This is a genomic window from Scleromatobacter humisilvae (assembly GCF_023231945.1).
GTDB classification, from domain to species: Bacteria; Pseudomonadota; Gammaproteobacteria; order Burkholderiales; family Burkholderiaceae_C; genus Scleromatobacter; species Scleromatobacter humisilvae.
In genome coordinates this window covers 1-17,525 of sequence record NZ_JAJLJH010000004.1, presented here as the reverse complement: position 1 = coordinate 17,525, position 17,525 = coordinate 1, and the positions used below count along the sequence as shown (strand labels likewise).

15 protein-coding genes and 1 tRNA gene are annotated in these 17,525 nt (G+C 70.2%); 7 read left to right on the top strand and 9 right to left on the bottom strand.

The genetic code is table 11. The features are described 5' to 3' along the window. Window positions 1-36: 36 nt before the first annotated feature. Entirely contained in the window at window positions 37-1,107 is a 1,071-nt protein-coding gene (gene pstS / locus LPC04_RS15800) for a phosphate ABC transporter substrate-binding protein PstS (RefSeq protein ID WP_275683223.1), read from the top strand. Between the two features lie 47 nt (window positions 1,108-1,154). On the opposite strand, the gene LPC04_RS15795 is transcribed toward pstS, so the two are convergent. The 3 genes from LPC04_RS15795 to LPC04_RS15785 all read right to left on the bottom strand — a co-directional run bounded on the left by LPC04_RS15795 (window position 1,155) and on the right by LPC04_RS15785 (window position 5,425). Beyond that, the gene (locus LPC04_RS15795) at window positions 1,155-2,177 is read right to left on the bottom strand and encodes a S1/P1 nuclease (protein ID WP_275683222.1); all 1,023 of its coding nucleotides are present in this window, start codon (window positions 2,175-2,177) and stop codon (window positions 1,155-1,157) included. Window positions 2,178-2,264: 87 nt separating this feature from the next. Continuing rightward, a complete protein-coding gene (locus LPC04_RS15790; RefSeq protein ID WP_275683221.1) occupies window positions 2,265-4,151 on the bottom strand; it encodes a multicopper oxidase family protein in 1,887 nt (628 codons plus the stop codon). Continuing rightward, window positions 4,148-5,425, bottom strand: coding sequence for an alkaline phosphatase family protein (locus LPC04_RS15785; RefSeq protein WP_275683220.1), 1,278 nt, complete (start codon window positions 5,423-5,425; stop codon window positions 4,148-4,150). Before LPC04_RS15785 ends, LPC04_RS15790 begins: the two co-directional genes overlap by 4 nt. A 304-nt stretch (window positions 5,426-5,729) precedes the next feature. On the opposite strand from LPC04_RS15785, the gene LPC04_RS15780 reads away from it, so the two are divergent. The 3 genes from LPC04_RS15780 (at window position 5,730) to LPC04_RS15770 (ending at window position 11,127) form a co-directional block, all read left to right on the top strand. Next, window positions 5,730-7,823 carry a phosphocholine-specific phospholipase C gene (locus LPC04_RS15780; RefSeq protein ID WP_275683219.1) on the top strand — a complete coding sequence of 698 codons (2,094 nt, stop codon included), beginning with the start codon at window positions 5,730-5,732 and terminating at the stop codon, window positions 7,821-7,823. A 138-nt stretch (window positions 7,824-7,961) separates the two neighbouring features. Further along, window positions 7,962-10,097: a DUF3857 domain-containing transglutaminase family protein gene (locus tag LPC04_RS15775; protein ID WP_275683218.1), complete on the top strand. Its 2,136-nt coding sequence runs from the start codon at window positions 7,962-7,964 to the stop codon at window positions 10,095-10,097. Window positions 10,098-10,197: 100 nt separating this feature from the next. Further along, window positions 10,198-11,127, top strand: a complete 930-nt coding sequence (locus LPC04_RS15770) for an AEC family transporter (protein WP_275683217.1) — start codon at window positions 10,198-10,200, stop codon at window positions 11,125-11,127. Here the strand turns inward: LPC04_RS15770 and LPC04_RS15765 are convergent, their stop codons facing one another. Both LPC04_RS15765 and LPC04_RS15760 read right to left on the bottom strand, forming a co-directional pair. Beyond that, complete coding sequence (locus tag LPC04_RS15765; RefSeq protein ID WP_275683216.1) at window positions 11,128-11,793, bottom strand: GNAT family N-acetyltransferase; 666 nt, start codon at window positions 11,791-11,793, stop codon at window positions 11,128-11,130. A 32-nt stretch (window positions 11,794-11,825) separates the two neighbouring features. Next, entirely contained in the window at window positions 11,826-12,092 is a 267-nt protein-coding gene (locus LPC04_RS15760; protein WP_275683215.1) for a hypothetical protein, read from the bottom strand. Window positions 12,093-12,175: 83 nt separating this feature from the next. On the opposite strand from LPC04_RS15760, the gene LPC04_RS15755 reads away from it, so the two are divergent. Then, window positions 12,176-12,263: transfer RNA gene (locus LPC04_RS15755), tRNA-Leu, on the top strand. A 312-nt stretch (window positions 12,264-12,575) separates the two neighbouring features. Beyond that, window positions 12,576-13,466 (top strand): choice-of-anchor L family PEP-CTERM protein, encoded by an 891-nt coding sequence (locus tag LPC04_RS15750; protein WP_275683214.1) that lies wholly within the window; start codon window positions 12,576-12,578, stop codon window positions 13,464-13,466. A 36-nt stretch (window positions 13,467-13,502) separates the two neighbouring features. Here LPC04_RS15750 and LPC04_RS15745 read toward each other — a convergent pair whose 3' ends face one another. From LPC04_RS15745 to murI, 4 genes are all read right to left on the bottom strand, one after another. Continuing rightward, the gene (locus LPC04_RS15745; RefSeq protein WP_275683213.1) at window positions 13,503-14,234 is read right to left on the bottom strand and encodes a TraB/GumN family protein; all 732 of its coding nucleotides are present in this window, start codon (window positions 14,232-14,234) and stop codon (window positions 13,503-13,505) included. Window positions 14,235-14,325: 91 nt separating this feature from the next. Next, the gene (locus LPC04_RS15740) at window positions 14,326-15,117 is read right to left on the bottom strand and encodes a hypothetical protein (RefSeq protein ID WP_275683212.1); all 792 of its coding nucleotides are present in this window, start codon (window positions 15,115-15,117) and stop codon (window positions 14,326-14,328) included. Between the two features lie 57 nt (window positions 15,118-15,174). Next, window positions 15,175-15,936 (bottom strand): hypothetical protein, encoded by a 762-nt coding sequence (locus tag LPC04_RS15735; RefSeq protein ID WP_275683211.1) that lies wholly within the window; start codon window positions 15,934-15,936, stop codon window positions 15,175-15,177. Between the two features lie 35 nt (window positions 15,937-15,971). Next, entirely contained in the window at window positions 15,972-16,766 is a 795-nt protein-coding gene (murI, locus tag LPC04_RS15730; protein ID WP_275683210.1) for a glutamate racemase, read from the bottom strand. A 219-nt stretch (window positions 16,767-16,985) separates the two neighbouring features. On the opposite strand from murI, the gene LPC04_RS15725 reads away from it, so the two are divergent. Further along, window positions 16,986-17,525 (top strand): electron transfer flavoprotein subunit beta/FixA family protein (locus LPC04_RS15725; protein WP_275683209.1); only part of this gene is annotated, 540 nt, incomplete at its 3' end.

Genomic DNA, 17,525 nt, shown 5'->3' with positions numbered 1-17,525 from the left:
AATGCTGAGTTGCCCCAAAAACAGTCGTTGGCCCCCATGTCGATCATCCGCTCCGTCCTCACCCTCTCGTTCTGCGTATCCGCGGCGCTCCCCGTGGCTGGTTTCGCGGCCGAGTCCATCTCCGGCGCCGGCTCGTCCGCCGCCGCCCCGGTCTACAAGATCTGGGCCGCCGAATACGCCAAGGCCCGGGGCACCACGCTCGACTACGCGCCGGTGGGATCGGGCGCGGGGATGACCAAGATCATCAAGCACGAAGTCGATTTCGGCGCCTCCGACTTCATCGCCAGCGCGGCCGACCTGAAGAAGAACGACCTCGTCATGTTCCCGACGGTGATCACGGGCGTCGTGCCCGTCGTCAACCTCGGCAAGGTCGGTCCGGGCCAGTTGCACCTGACCGGCGACGTGCTCGGCCGCATCTTCGTCGGCCAGATCACGCAATGGGACGCCCCCGAGATCAAGGCGCTCAATCCGGGCCTCAAGCTGCCGAACCGCCCGATCAAGCTGGTGGCGCGCGCCGACGGCTCGGGCACCACGTTCCACTTTTCCGACTACTTGTCGCGCACCAGCGCCGCGTGGAAGGCCAAGTATGGCGTCGCGACCCACTTCGACTGGCCGGCGGGCACGCTGGCGGTCAAGGGCAGCGGCGAGATCGCCAAGACCGTGCTGGCCACCGAGGACTCGATCGGCTACATCGACTTCAACTACGTCCTCGACGACAACCTCGTCGGCGTGGCGATGAAGAACGCCGACGGCCAGTTCGTCACGGCGGGCGTCGAGGGCTTCCACCAGGCGGTGATGCGCAGCACGTGGTACTCGGCCGGCGACTTCTCCACCGAGATCAACGACCTGCCCGGCGCCGCCACGTGGCCGATCACGATGGGCACCTACATCGCCGTGCCGCGCGTCGCGCTGTCGGGCGAGCGCGCGGAGCGCACGCTGCGTTTCCTGACCTGGGCCTACCTGAACGGCGACGCGCTCGCGCGCCAGGCCAAGTTCGTGCCGCTGCCCGATCGCGTCCAGGCCAGCGCCTATCGCGAGATCTCGCGTGTCGTGAGCGAGCAGGGCGAACTGCTCGGCGCCAAGACCATGGGCAGCGCGATGAACTGAGCGACCCCGCGCGGGCTGGCGCGTGCGCGAGCCCGCACGACCCGCGGCTAAGGCCAGACGGCCATCAGCGTCTGCGCCAGGCGCGCGCCGCCCGCGGTCAGCTGGCGCTTCTTGATCGGCGCCATCGAGTCGTCGTAGCGGCCGGTGATCGGCACCGTCCAGTCCTTGCCCTGAAACGGGCCGAACTGCAGGCCCTTGAACGCGAGGCGGGCCTGCGTCATCGTGGTGCTGGCCCAGTCGGCCGACCAGCCGTAGATGTCGCCGCGCGTCTTCGGCTCCGCGCGCGCCTTGGCGAGCCAGGCGGCGTCGATGTGGTCGGCGTGCAGCACCGCCGGCGTGTCGTCCCAGGTCGCGTGCAGCAGCTCGCTGGTGTGGTTGGTAGCGACGCGGATCGTCTGGACCAGGTTGCCGCCCTGCGTGCCCGTCGCGGGGTCGTAGGTGCCGGCCGCGGGATCGATGATCTTGCCCGTCGGGTCGAGATAGACCGCGCCGACGTGCAGCGGCTGCGTGATGTCGCCTGCGAAGTGCGACAGCAGCAGCAGGGCCTCGCGCTTGTCCTTGATGTCGAACGGCGCGGGCGCGGGGTCGCCCTTGAGCACGTGGATCGTCGCGGAGATCGCCGCGACGACGTCGAAGTTGTTCGTCCCGACATCGCCCAGGCGGTAGCGCTGGCGCTGGATCGCCTCGTCCGTGTAGTGGTACTGCGTGTGGCACGACGGGTCGGTGGCCGCGCGCCCGCAGTTGGTGTCGTTGCGCTTGACGTAGTCGATCATCGCGGCCTCGCCGTCCGGCGTCTCGTAGATCGCGCATTCCGGGTACTTGCCGGTCGACGTGTACGCGTAGTTCTTCGTCGGGTCGACGCCCTTGGCGCAGTCGGCCCACACGGCCGCCTGCTCCAGCGTCAGGCCACCGAGCAGGGACTTGACCTGCGCCTCGGCATTCGTGCCGGCGATCAGCCGGTCGGCCAGCGCGCCGACGGTGTGGTGGCCGTCCGGGCCCCAGGCCGATGCGGCGGTCGTGGACAGGGCGGCGAGCAGCGCCAGGGCGGCGCGAAGCATGCGACGGGACATCGGGAGCTCCTGGTGGATGGCCGCACCGGACGAGAGGTCGGGCCGACCGGGCGACGGGGCATGTCGCCAGCCTGCGCCGCTCTCGTGTCAGTGTCGTGGCACCGGAGGCATGTCCATGGCCATCGGCATCGCTCTCGGCGGCGGCGGCGCGCTGCCGGCCCTGACGATGCGCAGAACGCCCATCATGCCGTTGTCCTCGTGATCGACCAAGTGGCAATGGAAGGGGATATCGCCCGCCAGGTCGGCGGGGAAGTGCATGCGGATGCGCACGCGCCCCGGCCGCACCGGGCCTTGCTTGCTGCGGTAGCCGGTGGCGGTCGCGTACGGGATCTCGACGACGTCCAGCAGCTCCGGTGCCGCCGACGGCTGGCCGTCGACATCGAGCACGCGGAAATGCAACTGGTGGATGTGGAAGGTGTGCAGCTCGTTGGTCCAGTTCTCGATCACCCATTCCTCCGTCGTGCCGGCCTTCACGGTGATCGTCGGCGCATCGCCCATCCTGTACGGGCGCAGCACCGCGCCGGGCTTGCGCTCGACGATGTAGAAGTCCGTCTGGTCGGCGGTGCCCGGGCGCGGGTACTCGGCCATCGCGATCGTGCGCCTGCGGTCGACCTTGCGCGAGAGCACGCCGGCAAACAGCGGCGGCGACGTCGCGACCGGCGCGATCGTCGGTGCCGGCTGCGGCGCGACGCCGCTCGCCACGACGACGGCCAGCCGCCGTTCCGGCAGCCGGTCGCCCGCGCAGCCGGTGTCGATCGCGTGCGTGACGAGATACGCCTTGACCCCGGTCGGCGGCGCGGCGACGAGGAATTCGATGCGCCCGCCCGGCGGCACGGACTGGGGCTCGGTCGTCGGCGCCGGATGCAGGCGGCGGCCCGCGTCGTCCGTCAGCGGCGCGCCGTCGCGGGCGACGATCTCGAGGGGCAGCGCATGGCCTTGCTCGTCCTCGATGTCGAGGTTCAGGAACGCGTCGGTCGCGGCGTTGAGCAACTGCCAGAACTGGCGCGTGCCCGGCGCGATCTCGTAGCGCGCCAGCGCCGTGTCGGGCACGTCGCCGAGCAGGATGGGCGTGCCGTTGAGGCTGATCTGGTCGATGCCGGCGTTGGACGTGCACAGCAGCTCGTGCGCGGTGTCGACGGCGTTGCCGGCTGCCGCGCGACCGCGTGGCGCGTGCGCGTCCGGTGACGCGGCGGTCATCGAAGAGGCGGGCGTCTTGCCGGCGTCCTGGTCCTGCGTCTGGCGCACCACCAGCACGCGCTCGACGACGCCCGCGGCGCGGCGCGCGTCGTGCTCCGGGCCCTCGACGACGATCGCGCCGGTCAGGCCCATCAGCATCTGCGCCTGAACCTCGCCGTGCATGTGCGGGTGGTACCAGTAGAGGCCCTCGGGCATCGCGGCGGGGATGCGGTAGCGGTAGGTGAACGCGCGTCGGCCGCAGGTGGCGGGGCCGACCGCCGGGTCGGTGCAGACCGTGAGCACGTCGTCCTGCGGCGCGACGGGCGGCACCGCGAAGCCGTGCACGTGCAGGTTGGTCGCGCCGGTGGCCGCGTGATGCATGCCCGGCACGACCTTGTAGGTGCCCGCTGCTGCGGGCACCGGTGCGTTGGCGATCTTGAGCGTGCCCGGCGTCATCGCGCTCTCGATCTGCGCGGGGTCGACGATCTCGTTGCGCAGCGTCAGCGTCAGCGCCTCGCCCTGGCGCGCGCGGATGACGGGCGCATCCGCGACGCCGTCGGCGACGTAGCACAGGCGCGCGCCGTCCTGGCGCACGGTCAGCGTGGCGCCCGTCGGGCCGGGACGCAACTCGGGCATCTCGTGGCCGGGCGGCGGCACGCCGACGCCGCAGGGCGCGGCGTCGGTGCTGCGGGCATCGAAGGCGGGCGGCGCGACGACGTCCGCCGCGACCGCTTGCGCGGACGCGGCGAACCAGGCCAGCGCGAGCGCGAGCGCGTGGCTCGCGGAACGTGGCCTCACTGCTTGAACAGGTCGGCCATCACGTCGACGTTGGCGTCGCAGGCGTGGTTCAGGCACGGCAGGTTGAAGGCGCTCTCGAGCGACTTGGTCAGCGAGTAGTGGTTGTAGTACTTCGTGCTCGCGGTGCGGTGCGTGCCGTAGTTCGTGTCGACGATCGTCACGACCTGGTTGGACGTGTGCGTGCTGTAGTCGTTCTCGTCCCACAGGATCACGATCGCGCTCCTGCGCTCCTCCCACACCTTCGAGGCCTTGATCGCGGTGACGATGCGCTGCAGCGCCAGGTCGCCCTGCAGGATCAGCGACGGGTTCAGGCCCGTCTGGGTGCCGTTGTCGTCGGCGTCGTAGTTGCAGAACGCGGTGCCGTTGCCGCGGCCGTGCATGTCGTTGCACTGGTTCGGCGCGATGAACGAGAAGTTCGGCACCGTGCCGGCCTTCAGGTCGGCGTACAAACCGTGCTGGCCTTCGAACGAGGCGACGCGGCGCATGCTCAGCTCGGGCTCGTTGCCTTCCTGCACCGACTTGAAGTACACGAACGGGTTGTGCTTGACCGCGTACAGGTAGACGATGTTGTCGGCCGACACCGGGTTGCCGGGCGTGGACAGCGCGGCGAAGTTGGACGTCACGTTGACGCCCGCGGCGTTCTTGCCGCCGGCCGAGTAGAAGCCGTCGCTGACGTTGACGCCGTCGGCGCCGATCTCCGGCAGGCCTTCCTGGTAGCTCTTCCAGCTCTTGCCGGCGCGCACCAGCTGGTCGGCGATGGTGATGCCGTCGATGTTGTTGCTGCCGGGGATGGAACGCACGCCATCGAGGTTGGCCAGCGGGGGCGCGGACGTCTCGTTCATCGTCATGTCGAGCGCGGGGGTGGCGGCGTCGTTGCCGCGGCCGTAGATCGGGCAGATCAGGCCGGTGCTGGGGCTGTCGGTGTTGGTCGGGCGGCCCGGCGCGATGTTGGGCAGGCAGGCGGCGTTGTGCCAGTCGGGATACTGGTCGGACAGGTTGTTGAAGTTCGATCCGCCAACGACCTCGAGGTAGTTGGTCAGGCTCGGGTGCGCGATGGCGAAGTAGTTCTTCGCGACGTTGGCCTTGGCCATCATCGCGTTGATGAAGGGCGCCTGCGGGTTGCCCGCGACCTGTCCGTACGCGTGGTTCTCCATCATGATCACGAACACGTGGTCGAGCGACGGGATGCCCTCGGGGACGCGGCCCTGGGCGGCCTGGGCGCTGCCGCCCGCGATCGAGGCCGCGATGCACGCGGCGAGAACGAGTTTCTTCATGGCTGTCTGCTCCGGATGTTTGTTTGTTCGCGCAGGACGAAAAGCGGTGCGCGGCGCGGCCTCGCTCTCGACCTCGCCGCATCTTCTTCACGCGATGTGACGACCGCGTGTCGGGAGGCACGGTCCCGCAGGTAAGCGGCCGTTACGACAGCTTGCGGCAAGTCGAAGTTAGGGGGGACATGCCCGTGTCACCCCGCTGACACCGCCGCTTCCTAGCCTCTCTTGCGGCGTGCGATACGTCCCGGGGGCATCTGCTCGACGGACGGTGCGCGCCACTCTCACAACGCATCAGGAGCACCTCCCAATGACAGATTCGAATCGCCGCGACTTCCTTCGCTACGCCACCGCAGCCGGAGCCGTCGGCGCCAACGGCGTCCCCGGCCTCATCCAGAAGGCCCTGGCCATCCCCGCCAACCGCGAGACGGGCACGTTGAAGGACGTCAAGCACATCGTGATCCTGATGCAGGAGAACCGTTCGTTCGACCACTACTTCGGCGCGATGAAGGGCGTGCGCGGCTTCGGCGATCCGCGTCCGGCCGCGCTGCCCAACGGCAAGGCCGTGTGGCACCAGCCTAACAACGGCGGCGAGCTGCTGCCGTTCCATCCGACCGCGCCCAACCTCGGCCTGCAGTTCCTCGACGGCACGCCGCACGACTGGACGACCACGCACCAGGCCTGGAACGGCGGCCGCTACGACCAGTGGGTCGCGGCCAAGGGCACCAACACGATGGCCTACTTCACGCGCAACGACATCCCGTTCCACTACGCGCTGGCCGACGCCTTCACCGTGTGCGACGCCTATCACTGCGCGCTGCTCGGCCCGACCGACCCGAACCGGTATCACATGTGGACGGGTTGGGTCGGCAACGACGGCTCGGGCGCCGGCCCGGTCGTCGACAACGCCGAGGCCGGCTACGGCTGGTCAACCTATCCCGAGCTGCTGCAGGCCGCGGGCGTGACGTGGAAGGTCTACCAGGACGTCGGCAACGGCCTGAACGCGGCCGGCTTCTGGGGCTGGACCGACAACCCCTACATCGGCAACTACGGCGACAACTCGCTGCTGTACTTCCACCAGTACCAGAACGCGCTGCCCGGCTCGCCGCTGCATCAAGGCGCGCTCACCGGCACCAACGTGCTGGCGGATCCGGCGCAGACCTTCTTCGACATCCTCAAGGCCGACGTCGCCAACGGCACGCTGCCGCAGGTCTCGTGGATCGTCGCGCCGGAGGCCTTCAGCGAGCATCCGAACTGGGCGCCGAACTACGGTGCCTGGTATACGTCGCAGGTGCTGGAGATCCTGACCTCCAACGAGAAGCTGTGGGCGCAGACGGCGCTGTTCATCACCTACGACGAGAACGACGGCTTCTTCGACCACGTGGTGCCCCCGACGCCCACCGCGGGCCTGTCGACCGTGCCGTTGACCAACGATTTCTTCGCCGGCAACGCGACGTATCCAGCCGGCCCGTACGGCCTGGGCCAGCGCGTGCCGATGATCGTGGTCTCGCCGTGGACACGCGGCGGCTGGGTCTGCTCGGAGGTGTTCGACCACACGTCGCTGATCCGCTTCATCGAGCAGCGCTTCGGCGTGGGCAACGCGGCGGGCAAGGAGCACAACATCACGCCCTGGCGCCGCGCGGTCTGCGGCGACTTGGTGTCGGCCTTCAACTTCGCCAGCCCCAACGACGCGGTGCCGAAGCTGCCCAGCACGGCCGGCTACGCGCCGCCGGACGCCAGGCGCCACGACAGCTACGTGCCGATCCCGCCGACGGTGCAGGCGATGCCGAAGCAGGAGTCGGGCCTGAAGTGGTCGCGCGCGCTGCCCTACAACCTCGCCACGCACGGCAAGATCGACGCCAGGCACCGCACGTTCGAGCTCGTCTTCGCCAACCATGGTGACCGCGGCGCCGTGTTCCGCGTGGCCGTGGCCGGCAGCGCCGACGCGCCGCGCACGTACACGGTCGAGTCCGGCAAGAAGTTGCAGGACACGTGGACGACGGTGCCCGCCAACGGCGTGTACGACTTCGTCGTCACGGGCCCGGGCGCGTTCCATCGCCACTTCGCGGGTGACGCCGTCGCGGCCGCGGTCCGCTCGGCCATCGCGCCTGAAGTGCGCGCCGAGCACGGTGGCTTCGGCGACGACTGCCTGCGGCTGCGGCTGTCCAACGACGGCGAGACGACGGTCAGGCTCACCGTCGCGGCCAACGCGTACTCGAAGCAGCCGGCACGCCACTACCGCCTGTCGCCGGGCGAGGTGATCGAGGACCGCTGGTCGGTCGACGAGACCTACGGCTGGTACGACCTGTCGGTCACCTGCGAGCAGAGCGCGGCCTTCCTGCGCCGCCTGGCCGGCCGCGTCGAGAACGGCAAGCCGCGCCTGAGCGATCCCGCGACCGCCTGACGCACGCGTTGCCTGCGGTGCGCCCACCCTTTTTGGGGAGGGGCGCGCCCTCATTCGTTCTGCCAGGCCCGGCGGCGACAATATCGACTCGCACGACGCCCGTCCAAAGGGCGCGCAATGGGCTTCGGAGGGAGAACGATGATTGCAGGCAAACGGGTCGCGTTGGCCGTCGCAGCGATGTTGACGGCCGCCGCGGCCTCGGCGGCGGACTACCGCATCGGGCCGACGCCCGCGTGGGTCAAGCCGGTGCCGTTCGACTCCGCCGCGCATCCGCAGGCGGACGCGGCCAACGTCGCCTACGGCACGCGCTACGACCTGATCGACGACCAGGTGCGGCTCGCACCCGGCTCGCGCGCCCGCTTCCACCACGTGGTCAGCGAGGCCGTCACCGACAAGGGCATCGACGACCTGAGCCATCGCGAGATCGAGGTCGACCCGGGCTGGGAGACGGTGGTCATCTCGCAACTGGACGTGATCCGCGGCGGCAAGCGCGTCTCGCGGCTGCGCGACGTGCGGGTCAAGGTGCTGCAGCGCGAGCGCGACCTCGAGTCGCGCATCTACGACGGCCGCAAGTCGGTCGCGCTGGACCTGCCCGACATCCGCGTCGGCGACATCGTCGAATTCGCCTACACGCGCAGCGGCATGAATCCGGTCTTCCAGGGCCACCAGGTCGGCGATTTCGACATGCAATGGCAGGTGCCCGTCGCGCACCTGCATCGCCGGCTGTCGAGCGCGACGAGCCTGGACCTGCGCGTCGCGCAACTGACTGGCGCCGCGGCGCCGCAGGTTTCGCGAGCGGACGGCTTCGACGAGCGCACCTGGGACATCGTCGACGTGCCGGGCCTGCATGTCGAGGCCTCCGTCCCGGGCGACTACAACCCGTATCCCTGGATCGAGTGGTCGGACTTCGCGTCGTGGGGCGACGTCGCGCGCTGGGCCGAGCGGCTCTACCAGGCGCCGGCGCGCCTGAGCCCCGCGCTGCAGGCGGCCGTCGACGACATCGCGCGGCAGTCGCCCGACGCCGACGCGCGCGTCGTCGCGGTGCTGCGGCTGGTGCAGCAGCAGGTGCGCTACCTCGGCGTCGAGATCGGCGCCGGCACGCACGCGCCGAGCGCGCCCGATGTCGTCTACGCGCGCCGCTGGGGCGACTGCAAGGAGAAGGCGCTGCTGATGGTGACGATGCTGCGCGCACTCGGCGTCGACGCGAGCCCCGCGCTGGTCAACACCGAGCGGCACGGCGACATTGCCCACGACCTGCCCAACGCCGGCTCGTTCGACCACGCGATCACGCGCGTGCGCGTCGATGGCGCCGACTACTGGCTGGACCCGACGCGCTCGCCGCAGCAGGGCACGCTGGCGACGGTTTCGCAGCCCGACTACGCGCGGGCGCTGGTGCTCGATGGCCGCAGCGCCGCGTTGACCGCCATGCGCGCCAACACCGCCGCAGCGCACTCGCGCGAGGTGCGCATCGACGTCGACAGCCGCGCCGGCTTCGACCAGCCGGTCAGGCTCGACGTGCGCACAACGTACCGCGGCTTCTCCGCCGACATGATGCGCGACCAGCTGGGCGACGGCGAGCGCGCCGACCTGCAGCGCCGCTACCTCAATTTCTACGCGGGCAGCTACGCCGGCATCCAGGTGGCCGCGCCGTTCGAGGTGAGCGACGACACGCGCGCCAACACGGTCGTCGTCACCGAGCACTACGCGGTCAAGAACTTCTGGCCGGCGGACGGGCAGGGCGCGCGCCAGGCCGCGCTGCACGTGCCCGAGATCGACAACGAGCTGCGCGCGCCCGACGAGCCGATCCGCACGATGCCGCTGTCGCTGCACGGCCCGCAGGCGGTGCGCGAGGAGCTGCGCGTGCAGCTGCCGCAGGCCTGGCCGGACCGCACGCTCGAGCGCACGGTCAGCAACGACGCCTTCAGGCTCCGCAAGTCGCTGCGCATACGGGATAGGGTATTGACGGCCGACTACGCGCTCGAGATCGGCAAGGACCAGGTCGGCGCCGGCGCCGTCGCGAAGCTGGCCGCCGACATCGGCAAGGCACAGGACCTGCTGGGCGACAGCCTGTCCACCGCGCATGCCGGGGCCGAGTCCGGAGGTCGCACGGCCTGGGCGGTCGCGGGTGGCGCCTGCGGGCTCGCGCTGACGATGGCCGTCCTCGGGTGGCGGCGCGCCCGCAAGGCGTCGCGCGGCCCCGCGCCAACCGACGCCGCGTCCGACGCGGGCCCCGACACCGCAGCCAACGATTCGAGGCAGCCGCTGGCGGCGTGACGTTCACACTGTGGATCGCGCGTTGAGCTGAGCGGCCGCCCGCGCCGCCCGGCGTGGCGCGGCCTGTGTTGGAATCGGCGCTGCATCCCGCCCGCCAGCCATGACCGCCATCGTCGACAGCTTCTTCCCGCTTATCGCGCTGATCGTCCTGGGCTGGTTCCTCCGGCGCCGCAATCTGCTCGGCGCGGGTGCGGCGCGCGAGCTCACCGCGTTCGTCGTCTGGCTCGCGCTGCCGTCGCTGCTGTTCGAGGGCATCGCCGGCTCGTCGTGGCGGCAGCTGTGGCAGCCGCAGTACGTGGTGGCGTATGCGGGCGCGATGATCGCCACCTTCGCGCTCGTGTTCTGGTGGCTGCCGAAGTCGCAGCCCTTCGCCGACCGCTGCCTCGACTGCTTCGGCGCGACCTACGCCAACTCCGGCTTCATCGGCATTCCGCTGAGCGTGCTGCTGCTCGGCAAGGACGCGCTGATCCCCGCGACGATCGCCACCTTGCTGACCGCCGTGCTGCTGTTCGCGGTGGGCATCGTGATGCTGGAGCTCGGTGCCGCCTCGCACACGCGGCCGCTGGCGTCGATGGCCAAGGCCGCGAAGGCCGTGGCGCGCAATCCGCTGGTCGTGGCCACGGTGCTGGGCGGCGCGTGGTCGGCCAGCGGCTGGACGATGCCGCAGGCGCCGCACCGGCTCCTGGAGCTGCTGGCCGGCGCCGCCGGGCCGTGCGCGCTGGTGTCGATCGGCGCGCTGCTCGCGCAGCCGGCGCCGGCGGGCAGCAGCGCCGCGCCGTTGACGCCCATCGTCGTCGCCAAGCTCGTCGTGCTGCCCGCGATCTGCGCGCTGCTGGCCATCGAAGTGTTCGCGCTGTCACCGGTGTGGGCGACGACCGCGGTGCTGCTGAACGCGCTGCCCACCGGCACCGGCCCGTTCATGCTGGCCGAGTTCTACGGCCGCGACGTGGCGCGGGCGTCGCGCGTCATGTTCGTCACGACGATCCTGTCGCTGGTGACCGTGCCGTTCTGCATCGCGCTGCTGCGCTGATCAGGCGTCCGTGTCGGGGCCCGGGATCACCGCGCCCGCCCACGGCGAGTGCAGGCGCCAGCCGAGCGCTTCGTAGAGGGCGCGGCCCTGCTCGGTGGCCACCAGCACGCCTTCGCTGCGGCCGTGCGCGCGCGCGAGCGCCTGCAGCCTGCACATGACCGCACGCCCGAGGCCGCGCCGCTGGTGCGCCGGCTCGGTGACGATGCGGTCGTAGGTCGCCAGCCGCTCGCCGAGCGCCACGTGGCCCGCCGCGGCGAGCGTGCCGTCCGGCGCGACGACGCGCACGTGGCCGCGACCCGCCCCGGCCATCGCGTCCTCGACTTCCATTCGGTACCCCGCCGGCAGCTCGCCGCCGTGCGGAAACGGGGTCGCGTCGCAGTTCATCAGGTAGTGCAGGTCGTCGATCCGCCAGCGATCGGGCAGCAATGCGCGCAGCTGCTCGGAGCTCGCGCAGGCCTTGATGTAGACCCAGGGCTGCGTGATCGACCCGCCCAGGTCGGCGATCGCCGGCGACGGGGACGGGAACACGTAGCGCGCAGCCTGCTTGGGCAGGCCCACGGCGATGTGGAAGCCGTCGGCGTGGGCAACGGGCGGGGCGACTTCGCGCGTGAGGGCCCAGCCGCGGATCCAGGCCAGGAAGAATTCGTCGGGTGGCGGGGTGTGCATGGCGCGCGATTATCGCGGCCACGCGCGGGCGCTCAGAGCCGCATCGGCGTGCAGCGATGCAGGTCGGCCGGCGGGTCGCACATCACCGCATGAAAACGTTGCAGCACGCCTGGCGCCATGCTGGCCGCCTCGGGCGACAGGTAGAACGCGTAGTCGCCGACGGCGCCTCGGGACAGGAACACCTCGGCCGCCGCGGGCTCGCCCGCGCTGTCGTAGGCGTCCTCGAGCGCCAGCACGAGATCCGCGGCCTGCGTTTCCTGCGGGCTGCCGCGCGTGAAGTTGATGCAATGCCAATCCATCGCTCGCTCCCTGGCCAGACGTCGAGTCGCCGGGGCAATCGGCGGACCAGGCTGGCGTCTTGCTGCTGCCACAATGCGCGGGCGCCCCGGTGGTGAAATTGGTCAGACACTCGGGACTTAAAATCCCGCGCCTTCACGGGCATGGCGGTTCGAGTCCGCCCCGGGGCACCATGGTCGATGTCGCGTGAGCTCGCGCAAGAACACGAGCCCGGCTTTCTACGAGGAAGAGCGGCCGCCCGCGCCCACTGCAACCCGTCGAAGACCGACACGACTGCGTTGGACCTGGTCGCCGCCACGATCGCCGCCGTCACAGCGATCCCACCCCGAGCCGCGCTGGCCGCCCACGAACTTGGGACGCGGACTAGGGGTTTCCGCGTCAGGACGCTGTGGATACCGTGCTGCTTCCAGACACCTGCTGCGTTGCAGCACTTCGTCGCCTTGGCACGTCGTGATGCGTGTTCAGAACTCTCCAGGAGGTAACCCATGCGCCCATTCCACAATCCTGCACCGTTGGCTTTGGCCTCGGCCGCCTTTCTGTTCGCAAGCCTCGTGAGTCAGTCGGCGCAAGCCGGCATCAGCGTCACGCAATCCACGTCGTCGACGGTGCTCGGAGGCGCGCTGCAAGGCTCCGGCTTGACGATCAACTCCTCGACCGTGACCAATGGTGCTGCCGCCCAGTTCGGCACCTACTCCGGCTTCAATGGGTCCGTGATCACGCTTGGCAACGGCGTCGTGCTGTCGTCGGGCAATGTCAAGGACACGGAACATCCCATCCCCGGCGACGTCCTCAGCACGGAAGAAGGTTCTGGCGGCACCAGCGAATACAACGCCTACGGTGCTGCGAACGTCACGAATTTCACGGCGGGCTTCGATGTCGCGGCTCTCAGAGTCGACTTCACACTTCCCACCGCGAGCGCCGTTGCTTTCTCCTTCGTGTTCGGCTCGATGGAGTATCCCGACTTCGTGGACGACTTCACCGACGCGTTCATGACCTTTCTCGACGGCACGTCGGCGAGCAATCAGATCGTCTTCGACGCCACCGGCCATCCCGTGCAGGTTGGAAGCAGCTTTGCATCCTCGCTGACGACTGCGGACACGAGCACGGCTTTCACGAGCCCCCAGGGCCTGATCGGCGTGCTGACCACGACGACGGGGACGTTGGCAGCCGGCGATCACACGTTGTACTTTGAAGTTGGCGATGTCAACGACCAGGAACTGGACAGCGCGGTCTATCTGACGAACCTCCACGCCTCCGATGCCGGCGGAACGGGCCCGATCACCACCTCGCCGGTACCGGAGCCGAGTGGCTACGCGCTCCTGATGGCGGGGCTGCTTGCCGTGGGCGTTGGCTTGCGTCGGCGACAGTCGCGCTGATCCTGCTCGCTGCTCCCGACGCGGGCTTGCCAAGGCTCAGACGCGCCGGAAGCTCACGCCCAGGCACGCCTCCAGGCTGCCGGGCCCGCACAGGTGCAGCGGGCCCACCACGACCAGCGTGCGCTTGTCCGTCTTCAGCAACGGCTGCAGCTTCAGCCCCCACGCCCGATTGCGGCGCAGGACGCCGGCCTCCCACATCGCGGCGGAGGCGCCCATCGGCGAGTCGGCCGCGCTGGCGTGCATCGCTGCGCGATCGCCGGCCAGCCACGCGGCGTGCAGGCGCAGCAGGCGGTCTTGTGCCTGCGGCATGTCGTGCAGGCAGGCAATCATGACCTTCTCGACCTCGCGCAGCGGCACCGAATCGAAGGCGGCACGCACATCCGCGACGGTCTCCAGCACGTCGAGCGGCTTGCCGTCGGCCAGGCCGCGTTGCAGGACCGTGGGCTCGGCTCCGAGTTCGAGCTGCTGGGCCCAGACGGTCAGGTGCATCGCCGCGGCCCAGGGGCGAAGGCCCTCGAGGACGGCGCGCCGTCGCTCGCTGGCGACGGCGGCCTCGATCGCGTGCCAGGTGTCGGCGGCGAGCACGCTGCTGAGCGGCCGGTCGGCGCGCACCATCCAGGCGGCGTCGTCGTTCGAATGCTCGTGCACGAGCGCCTCGCACCAGTCGCAGGCCTCGATCGCCCAGGGCGGCGCCGCCAGCGTGCCGGCTGGAACCATGTGCATCGCGCCGAGCACGCGCACGTTGGAACCCGGGATCTCGAAGTACATGTTGGGCAGGGTGGGTTCGAGATGCGATGCGGTGAGTTTGCATCACCGATCGCGCGGCGTGGGTCGAGATCGTGCCGTCGTTCTCGGGGGCTCAGTGCGAACGGCAGAGCGCGCCGACCGCGTCACCCCACGCGGCGACCGGATTGCCGCCGCCGACCATCGCGGCGGGGTCGCTGCGCAGCGTGTGCCCGCTCGACAGGTTGATCGCCACGACCCTGCCCGCATCGTCGACGACCGGCGCGCCGCTGGTGGCGCGCAGGTTCAGCGTCGGGTCGTCGAACTTGTACATCAGGAAACCGTCGTGCATGCCCAGCACGACCGCGCCGTGCCGCAGGCCGGCGTTCGCGGGGGCGAGCACTTCGGCGAGCAGCGTCACGTGTTGTCCAGGCACGACGGGCGCGGTCGCGAGCTGCAGGGCGACAGAGCCGAGACGCTCCGGAGCCGTGAACGCCGCGACGTCGCCCACGTCGTGCATGGCCTGGCCCTGGCAGCAGGCCTGCGACCCGTCGGGCGTGAGGCTTCCGAGCTCGAACAGCATGTGCTTGGCGCCGCGTCCGAAGCCCGTGAGCTCGACACGCGAGACGCCGTGGCGGATGTCGTCCGGCGCCATGGCTTCGGCCAGGCCGCCGCCCGGGCCGAACAGGTGCTTCGCGGTCAGCAGGACGGGCTCCTTGCATCGGTCCAGCCTGGCGACGAAGACCGTGCCCGCCTCCAGCGCGCCCTGCGGCGTCGTGAACACGGGGCGGAAGATCGCATCGGTGCCGGCCGGTTCGGCGCTGGCGGCCGATGCGGCGGGCGCCGCGGCGGCGACGCCTGCCAGGAGGCACAGCGCCGCGAGGGCCGCACTGCGACGAAGGCCCGTGGTTCGGTTGCAGGGGGACATGGTGGACGTGGGTGGAAGCGCAGGCACGACGTGGCCGAGGAAGGCAGTGTCTTCGATTCACGCGGCGGGTTCGAGCAGTCGTCCGATGACGACCTCGAATGGCGTCATGCCTGCCGACGCGAACAACGCGAGCGTGACCGCCAGCCACGGCCCGTTCGCGCGAACCGCGAAATCGTGCAGCCACTCGCGTGACGCACCCGCGCGCGGGGACGGCGTGCCGACGAACGCGAAGACATCGTCGCGCCGGCCCAGCATCAGGTCGCGCAGCGCCTGCGTGTCGCAGGCCTGCAACCCGCGCTCGGCCACCGCCAGTGCGTAGGCCCACTTGGCGATGGCCCAGGCGTAGGCGGTCGGGTCGGGCAGCGGGGGTGTCGCGGCGATGGTGTGGCTCGTCGGCGTTCCGAGGTCGAGGCGGCAGTCGACGAAGTCGGTGCGAGGCGGCGTGTTCGCGCGATCGATGCCGGCGAGCAATCCGGCCGGCTCGAACGCCGCTAACGAGAAGATGCGTGGGAAAGCGTCCGCGGTGAGCGTGGAGGGCGTGTCGTCGCCCGCCAACGTCACCGGCGGCAGGCGGCTGGGGCCCTTGCCGCGGGCGCGCCGCCGCTTCAGCGCGAGCAAGGTCTTCGGCACGACGAACTCGCGATCCAGCGTCGCCTGCTCCAGGCGGCCCGTGATGCGCCGACACGGTTCGCAGACGGCGTCGCGCAGCGTGGCGCGTCCGCCCAGCGCGCGCGGGATCAGGTGCTCCTCGGTGCGCGGCACGCCGGTGACCAGGCAATACATGCAGCACGCCAGCGGCGCGCCGCGAAGCGGGCGCATCGTCGTCGACGGCCGCGTACTCGACGCCGCCACGGTCAGCAGTGCATGTCCTGCACGTCCACGCGCAGATCCAGCCAGCGTCGCGCGAAGTTCGCGAGCACCTGGGGCGAGCCGCTGCTCCACGCGCGCAGCGCGGGCTCGTTCGAGGTGCTCGCATCGGCCTCGCCACGTTCGACGAGCTCGTCGGCGAAGCGGGCAGTCTGGCGGGCGACGGCGTCGGCGGTGTCGATCAGCCGCACGCCCGGCAGCGCGCGCTCGAACAGCTCGCGGGCGAAGACATAGTGGGTGCAGCCGAGCACGGCCACGTCGACGCCGGCGTCGCGCAGCGGGGCGCAGTAGCGATCGACGAGCACGTCCAGGCCGCTGCCCTGGGCATCGGCGGCCTCGATGGCGTCGGCCAGGCCGGGGCAGGGTTGCAGCACGAGCGTCGCGCCGTCGGCGTGGGCCTCGGCGAGGCGGCGGAACTTCTCGCTCGCGAGCGTGCGCGTGGTCGCGAGCACGCCGACGCGGTGCGCGGCGCTCACGGCCACCGCGGGCTTCACGCCGGGCTCGACGCCGACGACCGGCAGCGTCGTCCAGGTGGCGCGCAGCCGCGCGACGGCCGCGGCGGTGGCGGTGTTGCAGGCGACGACGATCATCTGCGCGCCCTGCTCGCGCAGGAAGCGCGCGATGCGCTCGGAGCGGTCGCAGAGGAATTCCTCGCTGCGGTCGCCGTAAGGGGCGTAGGCTGTGTCCGCGGCGTACAGCAGCTCGGCGTGCGGCAGGCGGGTACGGATCGCCTGCATGACCGACAGGCCGCCGACGCCGGAGTCGAAGATGCCGATGCGCACGGGTCGCGGCGAGGCAGAAGCGGAGATGGAAACAGGGTGGGCTTGGCGCGACATTGCCGCAAGTCTATTGGAATCCTGGAGTGCTTGATCTAAAATAGCACGATCGTTCGTTTTATTCTTGGATAATCCGAATCGGACGCGGACCCCGGGGTCGACTCACCCTAGAATCAACCCGTATTCCGTTTACGTTAACGTCAATTGCCTGAGGAGTTCTGCGTCATGAAGGTTCTGGTGCCCGTGAAACGCGTCGTCGACTACAACGTGAAGGTTCGCGTGAAGTCGGACGGCACCGGCGTCGACATCGCCAACGTCAAGATGAGCATGAACCCGTTCGACGAGATCGCCGTCGAAGAGGCCGTGCGCCTGAAGGAAAAGGGCGTCGTCAGCGAGATCATCGCCGTCTCGTGCGGCGTCACGCAGTGCCAGGAGACGCTGCGCACCGCGATGGCCATCGGCGCAGACCGCGCCATCCTGGTCGAGACCGACGCCGAACTGCAGCCGCTGGCCGTGGCCAAGCTGCTCAAGGCGCTGGTCGACAAGGAGCAGCCGGGCCTGGTGATCCTGGGCAAGCAGGCCATCGACGACGACTGCAACCAGACGGGCCAGATGCTGGCCGCACTCGCCGACCTGCCGCAGGCCACGTTCGCCTCGAAGGTCGAACTGACCGCCGACTCGGTGACCGTGTCGCGCGAAGTCGACGGCGGCTCCGAGACGCTCAAGCTGACGCTGCCCGCCATCGTCACGACCGACCTGCGCCTG

What these genes read in the sequence shown, in the direction of transcription:
- pstS (WP_275683223.1), top strand. Translation starts at nt 37, where the DNA reads ATGTCGATCATCCGCTCCGTCCTCACCCTCTCGTTCTGCGTATCCGCG.
- LPC04_RS15795 (WP_275683222.1), bottom strand. Translation starts at nt 2,177, where the DNA reads ATGTCCCGTCGCATGCTTCGCGCCGCCCTGGCGCTGCTCGCCGCCCTG.
- LPC04_RS15785 (WP_275683220.1), bottom strand. Translation starts at nt 5,425, where the DNA reads ATGAAGAAACTCGTTCTCGCCGCGTGCATCGCGGCCTCGATCGCGGGC.
- LPC04_RS15780 (WP_275683219.1), top strand. Translation starts at nt 5,730, where the DNA reads ATGACAGATTCGAATCGCCGCGACTTCCTTCGCTACGCCACCGCAGCC.
- LPC04_RS15775 (WP_275683218.1), top strand. Translation starts at nt 7,962, where the DNA reads ATGATTGCAGGCAAACGGGTCGCGTTGGCCGTCGCAGCGATGTTGACG.
- LPC04_RS15770 (WP_275683217.1), top strand. Translation starts at nt 10,198, where the DNA reads ATGACCGCCATCGTCGACAGCTTCTTCCCGCTTATCGCGCTGATCGTC.
- LPC04_RS15765 (WP_275683216.1), bottom strand. Translation starts at nt 11,793, where the DNA reads ATGCACACCCCGCCACCCGACGAATTCTTCCTGGCCTGGATCCGCGGC.
- LPC04_RS15760 (WP_275683215.1), bottom strand. Translation starts at nt 12,092, where the DNA reads ATGGATTGGCATTGCATCAACTTCACGCGCGGCAGCCCGCAGGAAACG.
- LPC04_RS15750 (WP_275683214.1), top strand. Translation starts at nt 12,576, where the DNA reads ATGCGCCCATTCCACAATCCTGCACCGTTGGCTTTGGCCTCGGCCGCC.
- LPC04_RS15745 (WP_275683213.1), bottom strand. Translation starts at nt 14,234, where the DNA reads ATGTACTTCGAGATCCCGGGTTCCAACGTGCGCGTGCTCGGCGCGATG.
- LPC04_RS15740 (WP_275683212.1), bottom strand. Translation starts at nt 15,117, where the DNA reads ATGTCCCCCTGCAACCGAACCACGGGCCTTCGTCGCAGTGCGGCCCTC.
- LPC04_RS15735 (WP_275683211.1), bottom strand. Translation starts at nt 15,936, where the DNA reads ATGCGCCCGCTTCGCGGCGCGCCGCTGGCGTGCTGCATGTATTGCCTG.